This window comes from Polaromonas sp. (assembly GCF_012927415.1).
Classification (GTDB): domain Bacteria; phylum Pseudomonadota; class Gammaproteobacteria; order Burkholderiales; family Burkholderiaceae_C; genus Polaromonas.
In genome coordinates, this window is record NZ_JABBPF010000208.1 from 24,619 (window position 1) to 47,176 (window position 22,558).

Below are 22,558 nucleotides of genomic sequence, written 5' to 3' on the forward strand. Positions count from 1 at the left end.
CTCGCCAACAGGCGCCAGATGGCGCTTTCGACACTTCTTCAGTCTGGCCGGCGCCCTTGTTGTAGATTGAAGATGATTTCACCCCCAGGTCCATATGATTCCGGCATAAGCCGCTACAAATTTAATAGCAAATGACAAGTACCAACAGCAACCCACCGCAGCCCCTCGAAGACGTTCGCATCCTCAGCCTTGCGCTCAACCTGCCCGGCCCCGCCGCTTTGATGCGCTGCCGAAAAATGGGCGCGACATGCATCAAGCTTGAACCACCCGGCGGCGACCCGATGAGCCACTACAACAAGGCGGCCTATGCACAACTGCATGAAGGCCTGAAAGTGCTGACTGCCGATCTGAAAACTGAAGCCGGCCAGCAGACATTGCATTGCGAACTGGCTTCGGCCGAAGTGCTGCTCACTTCGTTTCGCCCTTCGGCGATCGAAAAGCTCGGCCTGGGCTGGGAAGAGCTGCACCGCTTGTATCCCGTCCTGTCGCAGATTGCCATTGTCGGCAGCCCTGGCGAGCGCGCCGAAGAGCCCGGTCACGACCTCACTTATCTGGCCGACAACGGCCTGGTGCCCGGCCTGGAACTGCCAGCCACGCTGTACGCTGACATGGCCGGTTCGCTTATGGCCAGCGAAGCCGCGCTGCAAGCAGTAATGACGCAGCGTATCAGCGGCAAGGGGGTATTCATCGAACTGGCCCTGTCGGATGCGGCAGCCTATCTGGCCCTGCCCCGGCATTGGGGTTTGACGCAGCCCGATGGCGCGGTAGGCGGTGCTCATGCAGGTTATCGTGTCTATGCCTGCAAGGATGGCCGCGTAGCCGTTGCCGCGCTGGAGCCCCACTTTGCTGCAGCCTTGTGCGCTGCTGCGGGCGTTGCGGCTTCAGACATTCGCAGCTTGCTAAAGCCCGACACTCGTCAACAGATCGAGGGTTTCCTGCTCACACAAACCCGCCAGGAACTTAAAACGCTGGCGTTGGCCAAGGACATTCCACTGCATACGATGGCCTGATACGCGGCTCCGCCCGAGGCCAGCGCCTCAGCGACAGCGGGCGCGAAGCACAAATGCAGGATGGAATCGCTATCAAGGGAATGTCAGGTCGCTTGCAGGCGGTCGTGGGGTTAGCCCGTCGCATCAGCCCGCCCAGAGCAACACAAAAAACGGGATCGCTATGGTTTTTATAGCTATTAATAGCCATATCTATTGGACATGAAGCCGGTTTTACATGCAAACCATGACCACCCAGGACTCGCAAGCCAGTGCACCAAGCCAAACAGTACCGCTGGTGACTGAAAATCCCGAAAGAACAGCCTAACGCGACCGGCGGACCAGTTTGCCGGAAACCTTGGCCGAGCCATTGTCCCGTGGCGGCAATCCCGTATGTTGCGTCAGCATGCGGCCCTTGCCGATTGGCACAGCCTGTGTCACAGTGGTGGTCGAGTTTTTCCGGCGCGCGCTGGTGTAAGCGCCATCGGTCATCGGCTGAAAAGTCGGGATCAGGTGATGCTTGCCATTGCCGATCAGGTCGGCGCGGCCCATGGTTTTCAGCGCTTCGCGGAGCACCGGCCAGTTGTTGGCATCGTGGTAGCGCAAGAAGGCCTTGTGCAGGCGGCGGCGCTTGTCGCCGCGAACAATATCAACTGTCTCGCTGTCGCGCGTGATACGGCGCAGCGGATTCCTGTTGCTGTGGTACATCGCCGTGGCGGTTGCCATCGGGCTGGGGTAGAAGGTCTGCACCTGGTCGGCCCTGAAGCCGTTCTTTTTCAGCCAAATCGCCAGGTTCATCATGTCCTCGTCGCTGGTGCCCGGGTGGGCCGCAATGAAGTAGGGAATCAGAAACTGCTTCTTGCCGGCTTCGAGACTGTATTTGTCAAACAGCGTCTTGAACTTGTCGTAGTTGCCGATACCCGGCTTCATCATCTTGGTGAGCGGGCCGGACTCGGTGTGCTCGGGGGCAATTTTCAGGTAGCCGCCGACGTGGTGCTGAACCAGTTCTTTGACGTATTCGGGGCTCTGCACGGCCAGATCGTAGCGCAGGCCGGAGCCAATCAGGATTTTTTTGATGCCTCTGAGCGCGCGGCCACGCTTGTAAATCTTGATGAGCGGGCCGTGGTCGGTGGTCAGGTTCTGGCAGATGCCGGGGTAAACGCAGCTCGGCTTGCGGCAGGCAGCTTCAATCTCGGGGCCGCGGCAGCCCAGGCGGTACATGTTGGCGGTCGGGCCGCCCAGGTCGGAAATGGTACCGGTAAAGCCTTCCACCTTGTCGCGGATGTCTTCAATCTCGCGGATCACCGAATCCTCGGAGCGGCTCTGGATGATGCGGCCTTCATGCTCGGTGATCGAGCAAAAGGTGCAGCCGCCGAAGCAGCCACGCATGATGTTGATTGAAAAACGGATCATTTCCCAGGCCGGGATTTTGGTCGCGCCGTCGTGGCGGCCGTTTTTGTCGGCGTAACTAGGATGCGGCCCGCGCGCATACGGCAAATCGAACACATAGTCCATCTCGGCCGTTGTCAGCGGAATCGGCGGCGGCGTGATCCAGACATCGCGCGCGGTGACTCCTTCACCGTGCGCCTGCACCAAAGCACGCGCATTGCCGGGATTGGTTTCCAGGTGCAACACCCGATTGGCATGGGCGTAAAGCACCGGATCGGCCTTGATCTGCTCGTAGCTAGGCAGGCGAATCACGGTGCGGTCACGCGGCGGCACCTTGACGCTACCCTTGCCGTACAGCGCCGGGTTCGGCATGAAAACCAGTGGCTTGATCGCGGGATTGGCCGGGTTCGCTGACTTGACGGCTACCGGCGCTCCGCCGTCCTTTTCTGCATCTTCCTTCTCGCATGTTGTGCCTTGTCCTGCGGCCTGCTCGCTGGTGGTCATGTAGGGGTTGATGTGCGACTCGACACGGCCCGGCTCATCGACCTGGGTGGAATCAATCTCGAACCAGCCCTTGCCCGATTCGTCATCCTGACGGCGCACAAAAGCAGTGCCGCGAACATCGGTGATTTGCTGTACCGGCTCCTTGGCGGCCAGGCGATGGGCAATTTCGACCAGCGCGCGCTCGGCATTGCCGTACAGCAACAGGTCGCTCTTCGCATCGACCACGATGGAGCGGCGCACTTTGTCGGACCAGTAGTCGTAATGGGCGATACGGCGCAGGCTGCCTTCGATACCGCCCAGAATGATGGGAACATCCTTCCAGGCTTCACGGCAACGCTGGCTGTAGACGATGGCGGCGCGATCGGGCCGCTTGCCGCCAATGTCGCCGGGGGTGTAGGCGTCATCGCTGCGGATTTTTCGGTCAGCCGTGTAGCGGTTGATCATCGAATCCATGTTGCCGGCAGTCACGCCCCAGAACAGATTGGGCTTGCCCAATGCCTTAAAAGCTTCGGCGCTATGCCAGTCAGGCTGTGCAATGATGCCGACGCGAAATCCCTGCGCTTCCAGAACGCGGCCAATCACCGCCATGCCGAAGCTTGGATGATCAACGTAGGCATCACCGGTGACGAGAACAATGTCGCAACTGTCCCAGCCAAGCGCATCCATTTCAGCCCGGCTGGTGGGCAAAAATTTGGCGGTGCCGAAGCGGGCTGCCCAGTATTTTCGGTAACTGGTCAAAGGCTTTGCGGCGCGGGCAAAAAAGGAGACGTCGACTGGAGCGTTCATGAAGCGATTCTTTTGTAAAACCGCAAAAAACTGCCGGAGGGCAAAGTCTGCGATTTTGGATTAACCCTTCATTTTAATGTCTTACCGCAATCAGGGTGCCCTGACCAAAAGTTGAGCTTTAGTTTCCATGGTTATTTTGATTTTCAGGCGCAAGGTGGCGCTGTCCCACAAAAGGCGGTCACCTCACAGGACGCCGGGGTGGTAACCCAATCTGCTTCGACCGCGACAAGGGTATACGCGCTTCTATCCAAAAATCAGCAGTTGCTTGGGAGAAAAAGCATCAATGCGTGACGGAGTTGCGCTGTTCACTCACTGTCGCTTGTCCATCAATTCAGGGCTGGCCACTTCGTGCAGTGGAAAGTCAACTTGCGCAAACGCCCTGCATCACAAATAAAGATGGACCAGGTTCTGTAGATCGTGCCGGGCTTGCGTAAAAGGTGTAGACGAAAACAAGAACTCAAAGTACAACGGTAGCGGTTGAGCGGCTACTCACCGCCGTGCTTGAATTGTCGACCAGCGCAGAAATGGTAAACGGTTGACAGCATTGGATCTCTCGGTTCGTTGCCGTACTTAAAACGGAAGCGCAAGTTGCCGCGGCAACGCTATGTAGCCGTGATGCAAATCACGGGCTGGGCGACTACACGATGCGCAATCTCCATCTTTAAGACAAGACCGCTAAAAGCGTGATTTTGACAGCAGCAAGTAATGCCGGTCGCTTCAACTTCAGTTGTAGTTTCAGTAACGTGCGGTCATTTGGCCACGAACTTCCCCACCAGGATTGGCAGCGGTGTGGATGTTTGCATACCAGCGCCCGGCCATCAAGTCAGCCGCCTGCGCGGCGGTCAGCGTTGCGCTTCCCTCCATTGGGTTACTGATGGGACCCGACCAGGGAACGGCAACACCGGCGTTCGCACCGACGTTAGACGGGCCATGAAAGTGACCCGCCGTGGCGGGACCAGTCAGGCCGGCGTAATTGACTTTCCAGCGCAACAAGTTAGTGTCTTTGTTGAACACGGCGTCGACCGATCCGGTCCCTTGGCTGGCATTTGACGGCACGTCGGTGGATGCGCGCAATTGTGTGGTGAAAGCGACCATGCTCGATTGAGCTTGGCGCTCCATCATTCCGCAACCAGTGATGGCGGCCGCTGCCGCTATGGCGAGGGCAGCAAGAGAAATTCGGGTTGCCTGGCGACGTGTTGTCATGATTAACTCCTGTTTAAATTGAGATTCATTCTGTTCCCAAATCAATAACCAACCGGTAGGACAAACCCGATATAACCGGTCGGTGATATCGGCAAGCGTCAAATGGTTGGATACGCTATCCAAGATTCGGCTTTATTGCCCGCAAGAGTGGCACTTAAGCTTCTCTCCTACGCTACCGGTCTTGGACTTCCGACACACAGTTGCAGATTTTTAGAAGAAAGTCTATTGCGGGGCGAGAAGCCCGAAATACAAAGGCACGCCATGGCAAAACCGATGACAACCGGATCAGCCGTAAAAAACGAGGCGCCGTACGCGCATTCAATGACGCGTTTCAGGCCCTCTGCGGCAGGCAACCGATATCGGCGTGAACGGTTAACGCGAATCTTTAAGACGGGGCAAGAATGACTTCTCGCGCTTTATGGAAAGGGGCCATCAGCTTTGGGCTGGTGCACATTCCGGTGGCCCTACACTCGGCAACGACCAACAGCGGCCTGGATTTTGACTGGCTGGACAAGCGCAGCATGGACCCGGTTGGCTATAAACGCATCAACAAGAAAACTGGCAAGGACATTACGCCGGAAAATATCGTCAAGGGCATTAAATACAGTGATGGGCAATATGTAGTGCTGAGCGAAGAGGAAATCACTGCGGCCTATCCGCAGGCCACCCAGACGATAGAAATTGAATGCTTTGTTGCCAATACCGATATCCCGTTCATTTACCTGGAACGCCCTTACTACCTCGCGCCAGGCAACAAGGCAGCAAAGGTGTATGCCCTGCTGCGCGATACCTTGCTGGAAACCCGGCAAGTCGGAATTGCACGGGTCGTCATACAGACCAAGCAGCATATGGCGCTACTGGTGCCATCGGGGGCGGGACTGGTCCTGAATTTGCTGCGCTGGGGAGAAAACATCCGTTCCTGGCAAGACCTGGATTTGCCCCCCGAAGGCGCAAAGGCCGCCGGGCTCTCTGATCGCGAACTATCGATGGCCAAACAGCTGGTCAAGGACATGGCGGGCAAGTGGGATCCGCACCGGTTCATTGATTCATTCAAGGACGAAATCATGGCGCTGGTCGAGCGCAAAGTCAATAAAGGCAAGCTTCAAACCGTTGTGCAGCCTTCGGAATCAGGCGAATTTTCTGGAATTTCGCAAGGCGCCCAAGTGATAGATCTGACCGACCTGCTCAAGCGCAGCCTGCGCGCGGGCGGCGCGCAAGCAAACGCGAGGAACAACGAACCGAAAGCCAAACCCGAAGCAAAGCCTGGCAAACCCAAAATCGCTAAAAAGGCCGCACCGCGAACAACTGCCAAACGCCGCGCTGCTTAAGCTAAAGCACAAACAGACACAAGCGCCATGGCTCTCAATCACTCACTTGAGCGCTATCAGGCCAAGCGCGACTTCAGGCAAACGCCAGAGCCTTCACAAGGAGGATTGCGCTCGGACAAGGCACTGATCTTTGTCATCCAGAAACACGTCGCACGCAATCTGCATTACGACTTCCGGCTGGAAATTCAAGGAACGCTTAAAAGCTGGGCTGTGCCCAAAGGCCCCAGCCTTGACCCCCGCATCAAACGCATGGGCGTGCATGTCGAAGATCATCCGATCTCCTACGCAGATTTTGAGGGCACGATTCCCCCGAAACAATATGGCGCCGGGGATGTCATCATCTGGGACCGCGGTTTTTGGACGCCTGTCGGCGACCCGGTCGCCAGCCTTGAAAGCGGCAAGCTCAAATTTGAACTCCACGGCGAAAAGCTTAAAGGCGGCTGGACACTGGTGCGCATGCATGGCCGGAGCGAAGGGACTCATGAGCCATGGCTGTTGATCAAGGAACGCGACGACCACGCCAGGTCCGGGCAGGAGTTCGACGTGCTACGGGCCTTTCCCAACAGCGTGTTGACGGATAGGCCCTTATTTAGCGAGGGCTCGCGCTCAGTTGCGCCTGAAACAGCAGCGACACAGCCAAAAGTCGTGCGAAAAAAACCTGCCGCAACAAGAGCTTTCAGCGCAAAGCTAGCAGAGCATGCGCCCGAAGGCGCCATCAAGGCACTCCTGCCCAAAACACTGAGCCCCCAATTGGCCACGCTGGTCAAGAACGTGCCTGCCGATTCGCAAGCCTGGATCTACGAGATCAAATTCGACGGCTACCGGCTTCTTGCCCGGATCGACGGATCGTCGGTTCGGTGCATGACGCGCAACGGCAAAGACTGGACCGCAAAGCTTCCTGAACTGGCTGCGGCCGTGGGCAAGCTCGGGATCAGGTCGGGCTGGCTTGATGGAGAAATCGTGGTAATGAACCCAAAGAGCTTGCCCGATTTCGGCGCGCTGCAAAATGCTTTTAACAGCGCTCGCACAGCCAACATCGTTTATTTTGTGTTTGACTTGCCGTTTTATCAAGGTAGTGACCTGCGTCACGTCAGTCTGATGCATCGACGTAAAATTCTGCAAGAAATTTTGATGAGCAAGCCGCAAACTGAAATTCGCTTCAGCGACGCGTTTCTGGAATTGCCGCAAGACCTGCTGGCGTCAGCCAAGCGCTTGGGACTTGAAGGCATTGTCGGTAAACGCAAGGATTCAATTTACACCTCGCGACGCTCTGCAGACTGGATCAAGCTGAAGACCCAGCTGCGCCAGGAGTTTGTGATTGGGGGCTACACCAAACCGAAAGGGTCGAGAACAGGACTGGCTGGGCTAATGCTGGGCTTTCATGATGAACAGGGCCAGCTGCTTTATGCGGGCAATGTAGGGACCGGATTTGATGAAAAAATCCTGCGTGACCTGACCAAACGCCTTTTCAGAATCCACACCGACCGAGCCCCATTTGCCGCGCTGCCGTCTTCCGTCAAGGGCCAGTGGGTCCAGCCGCAACTGCTGGCCGAAGTGGCTTTTGGTGAATGGACTCATGCCAGCCATATCCGCCACGCCGTGTTCCAGGGACTGCGCGCTGACAAACAGCCCCACGACATCATTCGCGAAACGCCCGTCTTGCTGCAAGGCGAGCAGAAAGGTAATCCCGTGCCAGAAACCCGCTTAGCCGCGCTGGTCCGTCCTGACGCCAGCCCGGCATTGAAATCGATGCGCATCACCCATGGCGACCGCGTGATCGACACCAGTACTGGCTTCACCAAACAGGACCTGATCGAGTATTACGCGTCTGTGGCGCGGTTCATGCTGCCGCACCTCAAGGCGCGCCCGGTTGCATTGGTGCGGGCTCCGTCAGGCATTGCGGGCGAGTTGTTTTTTCAGAAGCACGCTGAGGCCACCCTGATTCCCGGCATCAAGCTGCTAAACCCGGCGCTGGACCCAGGTCATGAGCCCCTGCTGGAAATAGCTTCTGCGCAGGCACTGTTGGGAGCGGCGCAATTCAATGTGATCGAGTTCCACACCTGGAATGCCACATCCGGTTCGATCGGCAAGCCGGACCGCATGACTTTTGACCTGGACCCCGGCGAAGGCGTTGGCTGGACCGAGGTTCAGGAAGGTGCTTTACTGGTGCGAACGGTTCTTGACGAACTCGGACTCAACAGTTTTCTGAAAACCAGCGGCGGCAAAGGGCTGCATCTGGTGGTGCCACTCAGGCGCGCTTACGATTTTGCTGTGGTGAAGGATTTTTCACATGCCATCGTGGCGCATCTGGCCAGGGTGATTCCGCAGCGCTTCGCGGACAAAAGCGGATCAAAAAACCGGGTCGGCAAGATTTTTGTGGACTACCTTCGCAACGGCTTTGGCGCCACCACGGTGTCGGCATGGTCAGCGCGCGCTCGCCCCGGTATGGGCATATCGGTACCGGTCGCCTGGGATGAGTTGGCCTCGCTTACAGGCGGCGCACACTGGTCTGCAAGCACCTTGGACACACGTTTGCGCACCGGCAACCAGCCGTGGAACGACTATGAAAAATCCCGAAAGGGCTTGGCGACCGCCATGAAGCGACTGGAATTCAAGCCTCAGGCTTAGCGCCTGAAGTGGCCTCGCCCTGTAGGTCTTCGCCGCCATTTGCTTAGGCTCTCTAGTGCGTCGCCAGATCAGCGCCTATCATTGAAGATCCGCAGGTAAGCTGCTTCTGGAGGCACCATGAAACTTATTATTCCGATGGCATTCATCGCTTTGCTGTTGAGCGGCTGCCCCGATTCGAAAATGCCGACGCCGCCACCCAAGGCGCCTGAGCCTAAATTGGAGAGCAAAACCTCGTACAGTCCGCCCGCCACACAATCATGCGTCACGGCTCTGTGCCTGATCGCTGTATCCAGTCGCGCATGAAACATAACGCGAGTGTGGTGGTTTTTCTGGCGTACACAGCCTTAAGTTCGTGCGCGTTGATATCGTCGACCAGCGATCCCGCCGCAAGGGTGACGGTAGGCGGAGAACCATTCCTCATCAGCCAGCTGACCGAAAGCACCTGGACTGCCAGCGCCGCTGGAATCGCCCGACCATTGCCATACAACTCGGCCAACAAAACGGCCCTGTTACTGGCTATTGAAAAAATTTCGGGGTGCAAAGTTACCGATAGCGATTATTCTCGCCAAGGCATGCAGTTCGATGCCCAGGTGGAATGCGGCAAACCAACGGAAAAGGCGGGCACTCGCATCATTCGATAACCGATTGCCCGTCATTTCCCATGGCGTCAACTCGCGAAAAGGGCAACATCAAAATGTTGCCCCGAGGTATGCAGAGCCGTTTATTTTTCAAAACCGCTAACGACCCACTGTCAAGCCAACGAATAGTCAGTTATTGGCCTTCAATGTATCGCGCAGGGCTTTGACCTGATCATGGTTTTGTTGGGCGCCTTGCGCTTGGCGCTCTACCACCGCCCTGATCCCTGCGGGCAGGTTTTCTTTCAGCGCTTTGCGGTAACGTGCCACCGCAGTGTCTTCTCCGCGTTCACATTCGTCGAGCGTCGCCTTGTCGCTGTAGCCGCTCAGGGTGCCACGCACGGACACCCATCCCCGGTGCAGGGCGCCACTAACCGAGCCACCTTCATCGGGCGTTCCACCGAGTTGCCTGATAAAGGTCTCAAGTTCCAGCCCAGCAGCACGGCATTCGTCGGCATGACGCGCCAGAATGATCTTGATGTCTTGTGCCTTTGCGTGCTCGGCGGCCTCGCGAAAACCGTAGTCACCGTCGCGGCATGACTCCAGCAGGTCGTTAAGCACGTCAACCACTTCATCATCAGCAGCCGGTTCGTCAGCGACGGCATAGGGCGCGCTCAATCCGGCGCGATTATCCACACGGTCCCACGCCGCCCGGCTTGCCAACCGAGCCTGTGGCCACGACAAGGTCGAGCCCTGCTTTCTCGATTCCCAATGCGTTGCCAGGTTGCTCTCGGTGGCATCAAAAGTGCCGTCGTATTCAGTGCGCCCGTACAGGCCCAAACGGTAAGCCGGTGCATAGTCATCAAACGACCGGCCGGCTTCATAATAGGATTCACGATGGTAGTTGTCGCGCCAATAAGCCTCTTCCAAAGTCGGGTTGACCGACTCTGCTACGGCCTTGCCGCCCAGCCCTCCGGCAACCGCGCCAATCACGCCACCCACTACTGCGCCAGCCGGGCCGGCCAACACGCCAGCAGCAGCGCCTGCCGCCGCGCCGCCCATCGCCGCGCCAACACCGGCGCCCAGAGGATGGGCACCGGGTTCGCGGCTGATCGGATCAAGATTTAATGATTTTTCTTCTGTCATGGGGTAGTCCTTAAATTGAGCGGAAACTGCAGTTTTTGCTGAACAAGCGGCCCCTCAAATCAGGCCCCTCGCAACACGTCCTTGCATCATGGCGCACACGGACAGCTGGATCAGTCAGGCAAGCACAAAGAGGTTTGTAGGAGAGCGCCGCACGCAAACGGAGGGGGGAAGCCAGACTGGCAGCACAGGGAAATCTGCCCCACCCCCCTTTGCCTATTTTTTAAAAAAAAGTGTTTCTTGTCCAACAAATACAGCCTCAACTTGCTATCAGATAAATAGCAAAAGAAAAACTATCCATCGAGCTCCGGGTAACGCCGGAAGATGCCGTCCAGGTTGAACGCGATGCGCCGCTCGCTGCCCAGATAGGCCGCTACACTGGGGTGCTGCGCCACCTGCTGATGCAGGGCAGCCACGCCCGGTGCTTTTTTCAACGCACGCCGGCAGGCTTTGGGAAAAGCGTAAAGCAGCCCATCGACCAGCTGGAATAGCGACAAATCGGCATAGCTCAGACGCTTGCCAACAAGGTGCGTAGCGCCCTTGGGGTTGCGCAGCAGCACGCTCTCAAACCAGGCAAAAAACTTCGGCATGCGCGACTTGCAAAATTCTTTCGAGCGTCTGGCCGCCTCAGGTTTTTGGTCTTCGTAGTACAGGCCTGTGGCTACGGGGTGGTGCGTGTCATGAACTTCAGCGACGGCATCGGCAATGGTCAGTTGCAGCTGATGGGTCCACAGCTGCTGGCGTTCGTTCTTGCCGGCCAGTCCCAAGCGCGGGCCCAGGTACAGCAGGATGGCAGCAGTCTGACCAATGATGCGCTTCCCGTCCACCAAAAAGGGCGGCGCGAACGGCGGGTATTTCACCTGTGGGCTTTCAAGGAAGTGCGTCATCGCCGGCATGCCCTGCCCTTCGCCTTCGCCACCGCGCGCAACATCCAGGTAGTCGGACCCAGCCGCCTCCAGCGCCAGCCTTACAAACTCGCCGCGGCCCTGGATAGTGGGCCAGTAATGAAGTTCATAAGCCATGTGAATTCTTTCGATGAACGGAAATAGGGCGCCGCACCGGCCCGATTGGCGAATCAGCCCGCCGCTGCAATCTGGCGTAGCGCCTGCTCAAACACCTCGGGCGGCTGGCCACCAGAAATCAGGTGACGGTCATTAATGATAACGGCGGGTACGGAATGAATTCCCTGCGTCAGATAAAACTGCTCGCGTTCGCGCACTTCGTCAGCGAAAAGGTTTGACGCCAGAAGCTCTTGGGCACGCGCGGTGTCGAGTCCCACCTCGCCGGCCACACGCGTCAGCACGTCGTGTGATGCAGGGTTCTCGCCATCGGTAAAGTAGGCTTTGAGCAGCGCCTCCTTTAAAGCGCGCTGTTTGCCCGCGCCCTCAAGCCCGGCCCAATGCAGCAGGCGATGTGCATCAAAGGTGTTGTAGATCCGGCTCCGCCCGCCACCCGGCTGATCCGCCTTGCTGAAGCTGAAGCCAAGCTGCTCGCCGCGAAGGCGGATGTTTTCACGGTTGGCATCGGCTTGCTCGGACGTCATGCCATACTTTTCGGTGATGTGCTCGGTGATTTCCTGGCCAGCCGGACCCATCTGGGGATTGAGCTCGAAGGGCTGAAAATGCAGTTCGACCCGGATGTCGCCAGCCACGCGCTCAAGCGCCTGATCCAGCGACTTCAGGCCAATCGCGCACCAAGGGCAGGAAATATCGGAAACGAAATCGATTTTTAGCGGTGTAGTCATGGAGTGCCTCTTTAAATTTCGCGCAAACCTCATTTTGCGACTCAAGCTTTTAGCTTGTGCTGCACCCTGAACTATTCAAGTAATTTTTCCTTTTGCCGCCTGGAATCGAGTCCGCCCCAACCACATAAACAAGCGCTGGTCGCTGCCCGCTTCCGGATTGACAGAGGTCCTGCCATGCGCTCGAGCGCAACCCCGAGCCTGCCCACAATACGTAGAAAGACCATCCCATGTCCACTCGATACCACCATGCAGACCTCGTCAATTTCGCCGACGCGCTGCTCACCGCCGCTGGCCTGGAACAGAGCAAAGCCCAGGCTGTCGCCGACATTCTGGTCGAGGGCGACCTGATGGGGCATAACACCCATGGACTGGCTCTTCGGGGAGGCGACCTCGGCGAACTTGAGTCCGGCTCCATGCTCCGGCATGGCCAGCCGACGGTGCTTGCAGATTACCCCGCCGCCGTTACATGGGACGGGCGACGCTTAGCCGGTCCCTGGCTGGTGCTCCAGGCGATGAAACTGGCCATGGAACGCGCCGCAGCGCTGGGTACCTGCACCGTAGTAATTCGCCGCAGCCATCACATTGCCTGTCTTGCGGCCTATCTGAAACGGGCGACCGATCAAGGCTTCTTAATGCTACTGACCTGCTCGGACCCGAATGCAGAAAGCGTCGCCCCTTTTGGCGGACTGGACGCCGTCTTTTCACCCAACCCGATCTCGGCTGGGATTCCCACCGGCGGCATTCCGGTGCTGGTCGATGTATCGACCTCCGCCACCACCAACGGTCTGACCAACCGTTTGCACAAGGAAGGCCAGTGCCTTCCGGCCCGATGGGTGATGGACGGCGAGGGCATGCCTGGCGATGACCCGGCCGTGCTGTTTGCCCAACCCAAGGGAACCATCCTGCCGCTGGGCGGCATGGACTCTGGCCACAAAGGCTACGGGCTGAGCCTGCTGGTGGAAGCACTGACCGGCGGTCTGGCGGGTCATGGGCGGGCGGACGCCAGGGAAGGCTGGGGCGCGACCGTATTTCTGCAAATCATGGATCCACGCGCCTTTGCGGGACTGGACGCCTTTAACCGGCAAACCGGCCACGTCAGCGCGGCCTGCCACGCCTCACGTCCGGCACTCCAAAACGTCCCGGTCAGAATGCCGGGCGAAAAAGGCATTGCCCTGGCCGCCCGGCAGATGGCTGGCGGCGTTGAACTTTACCCGGCCATCATGCCTTCGCTGGCAAGTTGGGCGGCAAAACTCGCCGTGATGCAACCGACTGCCATTTGAAGAATCAACGGCCGGTGCTTGCTGATCAAGCTGGCGCCGGCAAGACAGCGCTGCCACGGCTGCAAGGCCAGGATGCACGGAAAACCATTTTTGCCCTTACTTTGCGCCCAGCCCGATCGCGCGCGAAATCACCTCTTTCATGATTTCGTTGGTGCCGCCGTAAATGCGCTGAACCCTGGCGTCGGCGTAGGCACGGGTGATGGGATATTCCCACATATAACCGTAGCCGCCAAAAAGCTGCAAGCATTCGTCCATTACTTTGCACTGAAGGTCGCTGCACCAGTACTTGGCCATACTGGCCGTGGCCGTGTCCAGCTTGTCCTGAGCCACCAGTTCAACGCATTTATCGACAAACACACGCGCCACCTGAACTTCCGTCTGCAGCTCGGCCAGCTTGTAGCGCGTGTTCTGGAAATTGGCCACCGGCTGGCCAAACACCTTGCGCTCTTTCACATACACCACCGTCCAGTCAATCGCGGCTTGTGCCGAAGCAACTGCTGTGATGGCGATTTGCAGGCGCTCCCAGGGCAATTGCTCCATCAGGCAGATGAAGCCCCTGTTCTCCTGCGCAGCGCCGCCAAGCAGATTCTCTGCGGGAACCCTGACGTCGTTAAAGAACAGTTCAGAAGTGTCCTGCGCTTTCAGGCCCAGTTTCTTCAAACGTTTGCCAGCCTCAAAACCTGCCATGCCACGCTCCAGCAGCAGTAAGCTGGTTCCTTTGGCACCCGCCGCCGGCATCGTTTTGGCAACGACGATCACCAGGTCAGCATGCCAGCCGTTGGTAATAAAGGTCTTGCTGCCATTGAGCAGATAGCTGCCGTCGGGCTGCTTGAGCGCGGCCGTTTTTACGCCTTGCAGGTCCGAGCCCGCCGAGGGCTCGCTCATGGCAATGGCACCGATCATTTCGCCGCTAGCCAGTTTGGGCAGGTATTTCTGCTTTTGCGCCTCGGTCCCGTAGTGAAGAATATAGGGGGCGACGATTTCGCTGTGCAGCCCATAGCCTATGCCGCTGAAGCCGGCACGCGCCAGCTCTTCCATCTGAACCACCGAATACAGTTTGTCGGCACCCGATCCGCCGTAGGCCTCCGGCATGGTCATGCACAAAAAACCGTTGCTGCCGGCCTTGTTCCACACTGCTCGGTCCACATAACCCTGTTCTTCCCAATCTGCATGAAAGGGCGCGATTTCCTTGTCCATGAAGCGTCGAAAAGCATCGCGAAAGGCTTCATGATCAAGGTTAAAAAGACTGCGTTCAATCATGGGTCACCTTAAAAGAGTTGGCGGATAATTTACGAAAAGCAACTGCTTTGCGAAATCAATATACTTTAATAAGCCCCCTTATTTGAAGAAAGCCACCATGACAGAAGCATTCATCTACGACGCCATTCGCACGCCGCGCGGCAAAGGTAAAAAAGACGGCAGCCTGCATGAGGTCAAGCCCGTCAACCTGCTGGCCGGCGTGCTGACCGAGCTGCAGCGGCGCAACGGCTTTGACACGGCAGCCATTGACGACGTGGTGATGGGCGTGGTGTCGCCAGTGGGCGAACAGGGTTCCGTCATCGCCAAGGTGGCAGCGCTCAAAGCGGGTTGGGACTTTCGCGCCTCGGGCGTGCAGATCAACCGCTTTTGCGCCTCCGGCCTGGAAGCGGTGAACATGGCGGCGCAAAAAGTGCGATCGGGCTGGGAAGACCTGGTGGTCGCCGGCGGCGTTGAAAGCATGAGCCGCGTGCCGCTGGGGGCTGACGGCGGCGCCTGGGCGCAAGACCCGGAAACCAACAGCGCCACGCTGTTTGTGCCGCAGGGCATAGGCGCCGACCTGATTGCCACGATTGAAGGGTTTAGCCGCGCTGATGTCGATGCCTTCGCGCTGCAGAGCCAGCAGCGCGCCAGCAAAGCTCGGGACGCCGGCTATTTTTCGCCCTCGGTGGTGCCGGTCCTCGATGCCATCGGCCAGACCATTCTGGACCACGACGAGTTCATCAAACCCCACAGCACGCTGGAAGGGCTGGCATCGCTCAAACCGGCGTTTGAACAACTCGGTGCGATGGGCTTTGACAGCGTGGCGCTGCAGCGTTACCCGCAGGTCGAGCGCATCCACCATCTGCATCACGCCGGCAATTCGTCAGGCATTGTCGATGGCGCAGCGGCCGTGCTGATTGGCTCTGAAACCGCGGGCAAGACCCATGGCCTGAAACCCCGGGCGCGCGTTGTTGCAGCAGCGCTTAGCGGCGCCGACCCGACCATCATGCTGACGGGACCGATGCCGGCGGCGCGCAAGGCGCTGGCCAGGGCCGGCATGACGGTAGAGCAGATCGACCTGTTTGAAGTCAACGAAGCCTTTGCCGCCGTGGTGATGCGCTTCATGAAAGAAATGAAAGTGCCGCATGACAAGGTCAATGTCAACGGCGGCGCGATTGCGATGGGCCATCCGCTGGGTGCGACCGGCGCGATGATTCTGGGCACGCTGATCGATGAGTTGCAGCGGAGAAATTTGCGTTACGGCATGGCTACGCTCTGCGTGGGCGGCGGCATGGGGATTGCAACCATCGTGGAAAGAATCTGAGTCATGCAAACTATCCAGTACGAACTGAGCCAGGGCATTGCCACCCTCACCTTTGACGAGCCCGGCTCACCCGTCAACACCATGTGCCGGCAATGGCAGGACGACCTGAACGAAGTCACCGCGCAAATCATCAACGGGAAAGACGCCATCACGGGCATCGTCCTGGCCTCGGCAAAAAACACTTTTTTCGCCGGCGCCGACCTCAGGGCCGTGATGCGTCTGCAGCCCTCCGATGCGCCCGCAGCGTATGCCGAGGTGGAGCGCATGAAGCACAACTTTCGCGCACTGGAAACACTGGGCAAGCCGGTGGTGAGCTGTCTCAATGGCACGGCACTCGGCGGCGGCTGGGAAGTTGCGCTGGTAGGGCATTACCGCGTGGCGCTGGATGACGCCAAGATCCTGTTTGGCCTGCCCGAAGTCACGCTGGGCCTGATGCCCGGCGCCAGCGGCGTTACCAAGATGACGCGGCATCTGGGCCTGTTGGCGGCCCAGCCCTACCTGATGGAAGGCAAGACTTTCGGCCCGCGAGAAGCACTGGAACTGGGACTGGTGCATGAACTGGCAGCCGACGCTGCGGAGCTGCGAGCCAAGGCGTTAAGCTGGATTGCCGCCAACCCGGCAGCCCAGCATCCCTGGGACGCCAAAGACTACAAGATCCCGGGCGGCACGCCAGCCAATTCAAAAATAGCTGCCGCGCTGAGCGTGGCACCGGCCATGCTGAAAAAACAGACGCGCGGCCTTTACCCCGCGCCTGAAGCCATCCTGGCGTGCATGGTTGAAGGCGCGCTGGTCGACATGGAAACCGCCTTGCGTATCGAAAGCCGCTACCTGGCCAGGCTTATGACGGGCCGCAACGCCAAAGCCATGATCAACACTTTTTTCTTTAACCTCAATGCCATCAAGAGTGGGCAGTCGCGGCCCAAAGGTATCCCAAGGTTCAAGCCGAAAAAGGTCGGCATCGTCGGTGCAGGCATGATGGGCGCGGGCATTGCCTACGCCCAGGCCAGCAACGGCATCACCACCGTACTCAAGGATGTGAGCCAGGAAAAAGCCGATACCGGCAAGGCCTGGAGCGAGAAAACCACCCAGCAGCGCGTTGACAAGGGCCGCATGAATTCCGCCGAGCAAACCGCCCTGCTCTCACGCATTACGGGCACTGACCACATGGTGGACCTGACCGGCTGCGACCTGATCATCGAAGCGGTGTTTGAAAGCCGCGAACTGAAAGCCCAGGTCACTCAGGAAGCGGAACCTTTATTGACGCCCGGTGGCTTTTTTGCATCGAACACCTCCACTTTGCCCATCAGTGGCCTGGCCACAGCCAGCGCCAGACCCGAAAAATTCATAGGTATTCACTTCTTCAGTCCGGTCGACAAGATGAAGCTGGTTGAAATCATTCGTGGCCGGCAGACCGATGATGAGACAGTGGCGCGCGCCTTTGACTATGTGCAGGCACTGGGCAAGATTCCAATCGTGGTGAATGATTCACGCGGCTTTTATACCAGCCGGACCTTTGGCACTTTTGTCATGGAGGGCGCAGCCATGCTGGGCGAAGGTATTCCGGCCGCAGCGATTGAAAACGCCGGCATCCAGGCCGGCATGCCGGTCGGGCCACTGGCCGTGCTCGACGAAACCGCACTTTCTTTGAGCGTTCATGTGCTGGAGCAGACACGTGCCGACTTCATCGCAGAAGGCAAGACTTACACGGCAACACCGGGCGAGCTGCTGGTCGAGCGCATGGTCAAGGAACTCAAGCGCAGCGGCCGCGCGGCGGGTGGCGGCTTTTATGACTACCCGGCGGAAAAAGGCGCCAGGAAATCGCTGTGGCCGGAACTGAAAGCCCTGTTCGAGAAGCCGCAGACGGTTTGGGACATCAACGAGCTCAAAGACCGGCTGCTCTACCGTCAAGCGGTTGAAACCGCTCGTTGCCTGAGCGAAGGCGTGCTCGGCAGCGTGCATGATGCAAACATCGGTTCGATCTTCGGCATCGGCTTTCCGGCTTGGACCGGCGGCGCAATGCAGTTCATTTACGGGATGGGCGTGGAGACATTTACCACCCGCTGCGACATACTGTCGATTACTTTCGGCCCCGGCTTTTTGCTAACCGATGCGGTGAAGGCGTCAATCCGCCAGCATCAGCCGGTTTATTGATGTCATTGATTTAATTTATTTTTTCACCCTCCTTTATTTGCCGCTCATGCAAAGACTCAAGAACAAGGTCAGTATCATTACTGGCGCAGCGCAGGGGATCGGTCTGGCCACCGCGCTAAAGTTTGCTGAAGAAGGCGCCAACGTCGTCATCTGCGACGTTAAACAGTCTTCCATTGACGAGGCCGTCAGGCAGTGCATGGCGCTGGGCGTGCAGGCCGTGGGCTATCTCATGGATGTGACGCAACGCGGCATGGTGGACGCCGTGGTGTCCAAGGTCAAGGCACAGTTCGGCCGCATCGACGTGCTGGTCAACAACGCCGGCATCACCTAAGACGCGCGGCTCGTCAAGATGACGATCGAACAATTCGACCGCGTGGTTGACGTCAACCTGCGCGGTTTGCTTCATTGCGCGCAGGCGGTCGCAGACACCATGGTGGCCCAAGGTCAGGGCGTGATCCTCAATGCCAGCTCGGTGGTGGGCGTTTACGGCAACTTTGGCCAGACCAACTATGCCGCCAGCAAGTTTGGCGTGATCGGTTTTACCAAGACCTGGAGCCGTGAGCTGGGCCCCAAAGGCATTCGGGTAAATGACGTGGCACCGGGCTTCATCGCCACGCCGATTCTGGCCACCATTCCCAAAATCGTCCTGACTGAAATGGAAAGCCGCGTGCCCCTCAAGCGTTTGGGCCAGCCTGTGGAAATTGCCAATGTGTACGCCTTTCTGGCAAGCGACGAGGCCAGCTATGTCAATGGCGCAGTGATCGAGGTATCGGGCGGAATGACGGTTTGAATGACGAGCGGCACGCATAAATAGATCATTAATCCAGTGGATGCATCCGGCACCCTGTGGACAAAACCAGATAATTCATTGACGATAAGCGCATGATAAGTTCACTATTTCCCGCTCGATTGATCGCAGCCCGCCAAAAACCCTCTGTCGGGTTTAACCGTTTTTTTGGCGAGGACATTGCCGCGAAGGTAACCGTCAAGGCAGTCCGCATTTACCCCCTGTTTCTTTTATCTTTCTTCTGGCGTTTACGCCAAGTCTGCGGGACGCTAAATCCGGTGCGCCGAGCACTGGCAAATGCCGAAATTCCCGCCTGAAGCAAACTCACATGAACCTACCCTTGGCCGAGCCGTGGTTTGAGCGGCGCATGGTGGATGGTGACCTGACCCTGATCTGGGAGCCGCACGTCCATCCTTTGCTACGTTGCAACATCTGGCATCTCCGCGGCCGCGAAGCCGACTTGCTGGTGGACACAGGCCTGGGGGTAGCGAGCCTGCGCGCGGCTGCGCATGACCTCTTTGACAAGTCGCTACTGGCGGTCGCAACCCATGCGCATGCCGACCATGTCGGTGGCTTGCACGAATTCGACGCGCGCCTGATTCACCAGGACGAAGCCGACAGCCTCTTGAAGGGCCGCGAGTCCTATTCGCTAGATCTGGCAGACTATGACGACCGCGCTCGAGCCAGACTAGCGCAGGTCGGCTACGACATCGCTGGTGGCCTGTTAACGGCCGCGCCTTATCGGGGTTATCTGCCTGGCAACCATCGCCAGCAGGGAGTTGCGCCGACGCGGGTTCTGGTCGAAGGCGACGTCATCGATTTGGGGAACCGGGCGTTCGAAGTATTGCACCTGCCTGGCCATTCGCCAGGGAGTATCGGTCTTTGGGAGGCGGTGACCGGTATCCTGTTTTCGGGCGACGCTATTTATGACGGGCCGTTGCTGGACGAAATCCCTGGCGCTGACATCGCCGTCTATCGGCGCACGATGGAACGGCTGCTCACGCTGCCGGTTACCGTAGTGCATGGCGGCCATGACGGAAGTTTCGGTGCCGATCGCCTGACCCATATCGCACAGGCCTACTTACGCCGCACCGACAAGCGGGGCTGATCCTGCGTCGCATATGGGTTGCCTTGAAAGCAAAGCTAACTGACGCGAGTGTCCTCACCAACCCCCACCTCGCAAAACTTGCCGGAATTGTCCGGGGTCGCCAACGCGCGCGTGGCAACACGTTACTGGCTGGTCAGGACCGGGGCCTTCTCGAATCGGGCATCGGTGGCTATTTTTTTAGAAGCACACTGACTTTTTCACTCCTGTGCCGTTACGCCCTTGGCGAGCGACGACAATCGAGCTCATGAGTTCCCTGCCGACGCAAGATCATCCGCAACCCCAATCGCTGTCCGACCTCTTTGTGTCATTTACCCTGCTGGCGCTGCAGGGCTTTGGCGGCGTGCTGGCCATCGTGCAGCGCGAGCTGGTGGAAAAAAAACGCTGGATGACGGGCGAGGAGTTCGTTGAAGACTGGGCGGTGGCGCAAATCATGCCCGGTCCCAACGTGGTCAACCTCTCAATGATGATAGGTGCGCGCTACTTCGGGCTGAAAGGCGCGATGGCCGCGCTGGCCGGCATGCTCACGGTGCCGCTGATACTTGTGCTGTTGCTGGCGCTGGTGTATGCCCAGTTTGCTGACCACCCTGGCGTGGCGGGTGCCCTGCGCGGGATGGGCGCTGTGGCTGCAGGGCTGATTGCAGCCACCGGTGTCAAACTTTTTGGCACCTTGCGGCAGAACGCGCTCGGCACAAAACTGTGCGTGGTCTTTGGCGTGCTTTGTTTTGTCGCTGTCGCGCTGCTGCGCTGGCCCCTGTTCTATGTGCTGTTTGGCCTGGGCAGCGTGGCGTGCGTGCTGGTTTATCAAAAGCTCAAGCCGTGACTGAGTCAATTCCGGTGGTTTTTGGCCTGCAGGAATGGTTCAGCCTGTTTCTTCATTACCTGACGCTGTCGCTGCTCTCGATTGGCGGCGCCATCACGACCGCACCTGACATGCACCGCTTTCTGGTGGAGCAGCAACATTGGCTGAGCGACGCGCAGTTCAACGCCTCGATTGCCATCGCGCAGGCCGCGCCAGGCCCCAATGTGCTGTTTGTCGCCCTGCTCGGCTGGAATGTAGGCATGAACGCGGGCGGAATGCTGACCGGTTTGCTCGGCGTTGCGCTGGCCATGCTGGGCATTTTGATCCCTAGTACCATCCTGACCTATGCCGCCGCCCAATGGGGTCACCGAAATCGCGAGATGCCGGCAGTGCGCGCTTTCAAGCAGGGCATGGCGCCCATCGTGGTGGCGCTGCTGATCGCTACCGGCTGGATTCTGACCACGGTTAATGCGAGCTCGCTGAAAGACTGGCCGGTCTGGCTGCTGACGGTCGTGACCGCCGTGATCGTCTGGCGTACAAAAATACACCTGCTCTGGCTGCTTGGCGCGGGCGCGCTGCTGGGTTGGTACGGGCTCATTTAATCGCCAACATCGAGCACTCCGCATGAAACATCCTCACTACCGCGAACTGGGCCGCTCCGGCCTTCAGGTTTCCCCGCTTGCCTTTGGCGGCAATGTCTTCGGCTGGACGGTTGACGAGGCGACCTCGTTTTGCTTGCTCGATGCATGGGTCGATGCGGGTTTCAATTTCATCGACACGGCCGATGTGTACTCGTCCTGGGTGCCCGGCCACAGCGGCGGCGAGTCAGAAACCGTGATTGGCAAATGGCTGAAACAAAGCGGCAAGCGCGATCGCGTGGTCATTGCCACCAAGGTCGGCAAGCCGATGGGGCCTGGCAAACGGGGGCTGAAACCTGCTTACATCCGCCAGGCGGTGGAAGACTCGCTGCGCCGCCTGCAGACCGACCATATCGACCTCTTCCAATCGCACGACGACGATGCCGACACGCCGCTGGCAGAAACACTGGCCGCCTTTGGCGAACTGATCAATGCGGGCAAGGTGCGCGCCATAGGCGCCTCAAACTACAGTGCACCGCGACTGGCCGAAGCGCTAGAAATCAGCGCACGCAACGACCTGCCTCGCTATGAAACCCTACAGCCGCTGTACAACCTGTACGACCGGGCCGTATTCGAAGACGAGCTTGCGTCGCTATGCCTCAAGCAGGGCGTGGGGGTGATCAATTTTTATACGCTGGCGGCCGGCTTCCTGACGGGCAAATACCGCAAGGCGGCCGATGCCGAAAAAAGCGCGCGAGGCCCCAGCACCACGGCCAAATACCTGAATCAGCGCGGGCTGCGCATCCTTTCGGCGCTGGACGGCGTGGCAACGCGCTACGGCAGAACGCCAGCGCAGGTCGCCATCGCCTGGTTAATGGCGCAACCTGCGGTTACCTCGCCGATTGTCAGTGCCACCTCACTGGCACAGCTGGCCGAGCTGGTGGCCGCCACCCGGCTCACGCTGGATGAAGAGGCGATGGCAGCACTGAACCAGGCAAGTGCCTGA

General features: G+C 58.6%; 17 protein-coding genes and 1 pseudogene. 12 read left to right on the forward strand and 6 right to left on the reverse strand.

The window, feature by feature from the left end; all coding sequences use genetic code 11:
- The first annotated feature begins 131 nt into the window (after positions 1-131).
- Positions 132-1,010, forward strand: a complete 879-nt coding sequence (locus tag HHJ19_RS17125) for a CoA transferase (protein ID WP_296909066.1) — start codon at positions 132-134, stop codon at positions 1,008-1,010.
- 300 nt (positions 1,011-1,310) lie between these two features.
- Here HHJ19_RS17125 and HHJ19_RS17130 read toward each other — a convergent pair whose 3' ends face one another.
- Both HHJ19_RS17130 and HHJ19_RS17135 read right to left on the reverse strand, forming a co-directional pair.
- Positions 1,311-3,665, reverse strand: a complete 2,355-nt coding sequence (locus HHJ19_RS17130; RefSeq protein WP_296909067.1) for a YgiQ family radical SAM protein — start codon at positions 3,663-3,665, stop codon at positions 1,311-1,313.
- 735 nt (positions 3,666-4,400) lie between these two features.
- Positions 4,401-4,991, reverse strand: coding sequence for a CHRD domain-containing protein (locus HHJ19_RS17135; protein WP_366929421.1), 591 nt, complete (start codon positions 4,989-4,991; stop codon positions 4,401-4,403).
- A gap of 278 nt (positions 4,992-5,269) precedes the next feature.
- Between HHJ19_RS17135 and HHJ19_RS17140 the strand changes: the two genes are divergently transcribed.
- The 3 genes from HHJ19_RS17140 (at position 5,270) to HHJ19_RS17150 (ending at position 9,465) form a co-directional block, all read left to right on the forward strand.
- Positions 5,270-6,196 carry a Ku protein gene (locus HHJ19_RS17140; protein WP_296909068.1) on the forward strand — a complete coding sequence of 309 codons (927 nt, stop codon included), beginning with the start codon at positions 5,270-5,272 and terminating at the stop codon, positions 6,194-6,196.
- 27 nt (positions 6,197-6,223) lie between these two features.
- Entirely contained in the window at positions 6,224-8,824 is a 2,601-nt protein-coding gene (ligD, locus tag HHJ19_RS17145) for a DNA ligase D (protein WP_296909069.1), read from the forward strand.
- A 299-nt stretch (positions 8,825-9,123) separates the two neighbouring features.
- Entirely contained in the window at positions 9,124-9,465 is a 342-nt protein-coding gene (locus HHJ19_RS17150; RefSeq protein ID WP_296909070.1) for a hypothetical protein, read from the forward strand.
- Positions 9,466-9,591: 126 nt separating this feature from the next.
- Here the strand turns inward: HHJ19_RS17150 and HHJ19_RS17155 are convergent, their stop codons facing one another.
- From HHJ19_RS17155 to HHJ19_RS17165, 3 genes are all read right to left on the reverse strand, one after another.
- Complete coding sequence (locus HHJ19_RS17155; RefSeq protein ID WP_296909071.1) at positions 9,592-10,545, reverse strand: PA2169 family four-helix-bundle protein; 954 nt, start codon at positions 10,543-10,545, stop codon at positions 9,592-9,594.
- 290 nt (positions 10,546-10,835) lie between these two features.
- Complete coding sequence (locus HHJ19_RS17160; RefSeq protein ID WP_296909072.1) at positions 10,836-11,564, reverse strand: glutathione S-transferase; 729 nt, start codon at positions 11,562-11,564, stop codon at positions 10,836-10,838.
- 53 nt (positions 11,565-11,617) lie between these two features.
- Positions 11,618-12,286: a DsbA family oxidoreductase gene (locus HHJ19_RS17165; RefSeq protein ID WP_296909073.1), complete on the reverse strand. Its 669-nt coding sequence runs from the start codon at positions 12,284-12,286 to the stop codon at positions 11,618-11,620.
- Positions 12,287-12,513: 227 nt separating this feature from the next.
- Between HHJ19_RS17165 and HHJ19_RS17170 the strand changes: the two genes are divergently transcribed.
- A complete protein-coding gene (locus tag HHJ19_RS17170; protein WP_296909074.1) occupies positions 12,514-13,566 on the forward strand; it encodes an Ldh family oxidoreductase in 1,053 nt (350 codons plus the stop codon).
- 96 nt (positions 13,567-13,662) lie between these two features.
- Here HHJ19_RS17170 and HHJ19_RS17175 read toward each other — a convergent pair whose 3' ends face one another.
- Positions 13,663-14,826, reverse strand: coding sequence for an acyl-CoA dehydrogenase family protein (locus tag HHJ19_RS17175; protein WP_296909075.1), 1,164 nt, complete (start codon positions 14,824-14,826; stop codon positions 13,663-13,665).
- A gap of 97 nt (positions 14,827-14,923) precedes the next feature.
- On the opposite strand from HHJ19_RS17175, the gene HHJ19_RS17180 reads away from it, so the two are divergent.
- The 7 genes and pseudogenes from HHJ19_RS17180 to HHJ19_RS17210 all read left to right on the forward strand — a co-directional run bounded on the left by HHJ19_RS17180 (position 14,924) and on the right by HHJ19_RS17210 (position 22,558).
- Positions 14,924-16,129 carry an acetyl-CoA C-acetyltransferase gene (locus HHJ19_RS17180; protein WP_296909076.1) on the forward strand — a complete coding sequence of 402 codons (1,206 nt, stop codon included), beginning with the start codon at positions 14,924-14,926 and terminating at the stop codon, positions 16,127-16,129.
- A gap of 3 nt (positions 16,130-16,132) precedes the next feature.
- Positions 16,133-18,280, forward strand: a complete 2,148-nt coding sequence (locus HHJ19_RS17185; RefSeq protein WP_296909077.1) for a 3-hydroxyacyl-CoA dehydrogenase NAD-binding domain-containing protein — start codon at positions 16,133-16,135, stop codon at positions 18,278-18,280.
- A gap of 46 nt (positions 18,281-18,326) precedes the next feature.
- Positions 18,327-19,070, forward strand: a pseudogene (gene fabG, locus HHJ19_RS17190) (3-oxoacyl-ACP reductase FabG).
- Between the two features lie 325 nt (positions 19,071-19,395).
- Positions 19,396-20,175 carry an MBL fold metallo-hydrolase gene (locus tag HHJ19_RS17195; protein ID WP_296909078.1) on the forward strand — a complete coding sequence of 260 codons (780 nt, stop codon included), beginning with the start codon at positions 19,396-19,398 and terminating at the stop codon, positions 20,173-20,175.
- Between the two features lie 244 nt (positions 20,176-20,419).
- The gene (locus HHJ19_RS17200) at positions 20,420-20,995 is read left to right on the forward strand and encodes a chromate transporter (protein WP_296909079.1); all 576 of its coding nucleotides are present in this window, start codon (positions 20,420-20,422) and stop codon (positions 20,993-20,995) included.
- On the forward strand, positions 20,992-21,576 hold the full coding sequence (locus HHJ19_RS17205) for a chromate transporter (RefSeq protein WP_296909080.1): 585 nt from the start codon (positions 20,992-20,994) through the stop codon (positions 21,574-21,576). The genes HHJ19_RS17200 and HHJ19_RS17205 overlap by 4 nt, the downstream gene beginning before the upstream one ends.
- Positions 21,577-21,598: 22 nt before the next feature.
- Positions 21,599-22,558 (forward strand): aldo/keto reductase, encoded by a 960-nt coding sequence (locus tag HHJ19_RS17210; RefSeq protein WP_296909081.1) that lies wholly within the window; start codon positions 21,599-21,601, stop codon positions 22,556-22,558.